The following is a 3,100-nucleotide window of genomic DNA, read 5'->3' on the forward strand; positions in this document are numbered from 1 at the left end:
GTGCCCGCTCCCGAGCGGCCACCGCACCGCCCGACGCCGGACGTGGGAACCAACTGCGGCGACGTTCAGTGGGGGCGCACCCAGTCCGGTGTCCAGGTGCCCGGGGCGTCGTGGCCCGGCGTGGTGGCGGCGAGGTGGGTGCGGAGGGTGGCGAGGGCTGGGTGGGGGTTGTCGCGGTGCCAGAGGAGTGAGTGCGGGTAGACGGGCGTCGGGCTGGTCACCGGGATGCGGCGCAGGCCGTGGTCGGCGGGCCAGGCGAGGCGGGTGTGCTCGCCCATGAAGGTGGCCAGGGCCGGGGTGTCGGCGATGGTGTCGAGGAGTGCGTCGGAGCCGAAGTTGGGTCCGGTCGCCTCGATGGTGAGGCCGAACTCGGCGACGAGGTCGTCGTAGTAGGCGCCCCACTCGGTACCGGGGACGATGCCGGGCATCCAGATCCGGTGCCCGGCGAGCTGGGCGACGGTCACCGACCGGGCGCCCGCCAGGGCGTGGGCGGGACCGGTGAGGAGCTGGAGCGGTTCGTCGATCACCCGGACGGACTCGATGTCCTCGGGAAGGGGCCGGCCGGGCGCGACGACGGCGCGGAAGGACGCGTCGATCGCACCGGAGCGGATGGCGGTGACGGCCGTCTCGATCTCGAACAGCATCATCACGTCGAGGTCGATCTCGGGATGCGCGAGGTGGAAGCCGCGCATCAGGCCCGACGCCGCCCCGCGCGAGTTGATCACGTCGACGCGCAGCGGACGGCGGCCGGGGCGCACGGACTCGACCGCGCGCTCGGCGGCGCGCAGCAGCTCGCGCGCGTGGGGCAGGAACGCCTGCCCGTCGATGGTGAGCTCGGCCCCGCGCGCGGTGCGGGTGAACAACCGCACGCCGAGGTTGCGCTCCAGCGCGGCGATGCGCTTGGAGACGGCCTGCTGGGTGACGGCCAGCTCGGCGGCCGCCTCCTGGAACTGCCCCGCGTCGGCGGCGGCGACGAAGGTCCGAACGGTGTCGAGGTCCATGGCGGCACTCTATAGGTACAACTGGTGGTTGTGGGTTGATGGTCCTGGGGTTGTTTGATCCCCGGGGATGAGGCGCGCTTTGATGCTTCCGATCGCCGATCGGTTGTGCGGGGGGAGTGGCTTTCGGTCCGCCGAATCGTGTCCCCGCACCGACCGGGTGCCGCCAAGCAAGGAGAACACTCGCGTGAGTACCGCCCCCGCACTTGACCCCGCGCACACCGCTCTGCTCGTCCTGGACTGCCAGCCCGCGATCCTGGCCCTGCTGCCCGAAGGCGGGGACCGCGAAGCCCTGCTCGACCGTGTGGAAGCGGCCATCGCCGACGTCCGCACCAGCGGCGGCACCATCGCGTACGTACGCGTCGGCTTCACCGAGGCCGACTGGGACGCGATCCCGGCCACCAACAAGTCCTTCGCCCCGCTGGCCCGACACCGCGTCATGCACCACGAGGACCCTGCCACGGCCATCCACGAGCGCCTGGCCCCCCGGGACGACGACCTCGTCGTGCGCAAGACCCGCTTCGGCGGCATGTCCACCACCGACCTCGACCAGCAGCTGCGCGAGCGCGGCATCACCACCCTGGTCGTCTCCGGCGTCAGTACCAGCGGTGTCGTCCTGTCCACCGTCCTCGACGCGGCCGACCGCGACTACCGGCTCTACGTCCTGTCCGACGGCGTCGCCGACCCGGACACCGAAGTCCACGACGCCCTGCTGCAGAAGGTCCTCCCCTCGCGGGCCCACATCATCGGCACCGCCGAGCTGCGCGCCCTGCTCCGGACCGGTTGATTCGAACCGTCGAGCCGGTCGAGTCGAGTTCGTGCGGGTCACGGTCGTGGGCGCCGGCAACGGTGTGGCCCCGCCGAGGTGCCCGCCGCGGTCGGGGCAGGCAGGTCGGCCAGGGGACGTCGGTCGGCCCCGGCTGTCAGTACGCCGGGGCCGATCAGTACAGTCGGCGTCCTTCGTGAGACCTGGGAGGGGTGCATGGACATCGGCACGATACGTGCGGCGATCGGGCCGGAGAGCGCGGACGAGGTGACCGGATCGGGCATCTATGTCTGGGTGGACGCGGGGGCAGTCGGTCATCCGGTGCTGTACATCGGCAGGTCGGGCAACGTGGCCAGGCGAACGAAAAACGAGAGGAGGTGGACCGAGCAGTTCCGAGACGCACGTCGCCGGTACGGCCGGGTCACTCCGTTACGGGCAGGCACTCGGTGAGCAGGGCGACGATGTCGCGCCAGGCGCGCTGAGCGTGCCGGGGGTGGTGGCCGACGCCGGGGAGCACGGCGTGGCCGACCGTCGGGTGGTGGAAGGCGTGCAGCGCGCCGCCGTAGACCACGAGGCGCCAGTCGACGCCCGCGGCCTGCATCTCGGCGGCGAACGCGTCCCGTTGCGCGGGCGGCATGATCGGGTCCTCCGATCCGACCCCGGCCCAGACGGGGCCGCGGATGCGCGCCGCCTCGCCCGGTCGGCCCGTGGTCAGGGCGTTGACCGTGCCGATCGCGCGCAGGTCGACGCCCGCGCGCCCGAGTTCCAGGGCGATCGCGCCGCCGGTGCCGTAGCCGATGGCGGCGATCCGGTCGGGGTCGGTCCGCGGTTCGGCGCGCAGCACGTCGAGCGCCGCGTGGCCGATGCCGCGCATCCGGTCGGGGTCGGCGAGCAGGGGAGTGACGTGCGCCAGCATCTCCTGCGGGTCGGTGAACCAGCGCCCGCCGTTGATGTCGAAGGCCATTGCCACGTAGCCGAGTTCGGCGAGGGCGTCGGCCCGGCGGCGCTGGAAGTCGTTCAGCCCCGGCCCCTCGGGCCCGACCAGGACTGCGGGTCGGCGGCCGGTACCGGCCGGGAGCGCGAGGTGCCCGATCATCGTGAGGCCGTCGGCCGGGTATTCGACCGTGCGCGTGGTAACCGTCGTCATGGGACCGGACTGTAGTGAGCGTCGAGCCCGGTCGGGCCGGTTTTTCGCCGGCGGCAGAACGGCGCGGGTGTACCTCGGACGATGCGGCGACGGCAGTGGGGGGGGGGGGGAGACGGGGGGGGGGCAAAACCCAAGGCAAGAGCTAAGGAGGGAGCTGGATTCTCAACATGGCGAGCATTATTGCTCGCC

General features: G+C 72.3%; 3 protein-coding genes. 1 reads left to right on the forward strand and 2 read right to left on the reverse strand.

The annotated features are described in order from the left end of the window. Nucleotides 1–65: 65 nt before the first annotated feature. Nucleotides 66–1,001, reverse strand: coding sequence for a LysR family transcriptional regulator (locus tag ACFVX9_RS27580; protein ID WP_387984066.1), 936 nt, complete (start codon nt 999–1,001; stop codon nt 66–68). 184 nt (nt 1,002–1,185) lie between these two features. On the opposite strand from ACFVX9_RS27580, the gene ACFVX9_RS27585 reads away from it, so the two are divergent. Beyond that, on the forward strand, nt 1,186–1,785 hold the full coding sequence (locus ACFVX9_RS27585) for a cysteine hydrolase (RefSeq protein WP_387984068.1): 600 nt from the start codon (nt 1,186–1,188) through the stop codon (nt 1,783–1,785). A gap of 400 nt (nt 1,786–2,185) precedes the next feature. Here the strand turns inward: ACFVX9_RS27585 and ACFVX9_RS27590 are convergent, their stop codons facing one another. Beyond that, a complete protein-coding gene (locus ACFVX9_RS27590; RefSeq protein WP_387984070.1) occupies nt 2,186–2,911 on the reverse strand; it encodes a dienelactone hydrolase family protein in 726 nt (241 codons plus the stop codon). Nucleotides 2,912–3,100 lie beyond the last annotated feature (189 nt).

Origin of the sequence: Kitasatospora sp. NPDC058243 (genome assembly GCF_042882025.1) — a bacterium.
Lineage (GTDB): Bacteria > Actinomycetota > Actinomycetes > Streptomycetales > Streptomycetaceae > Kitasatospora.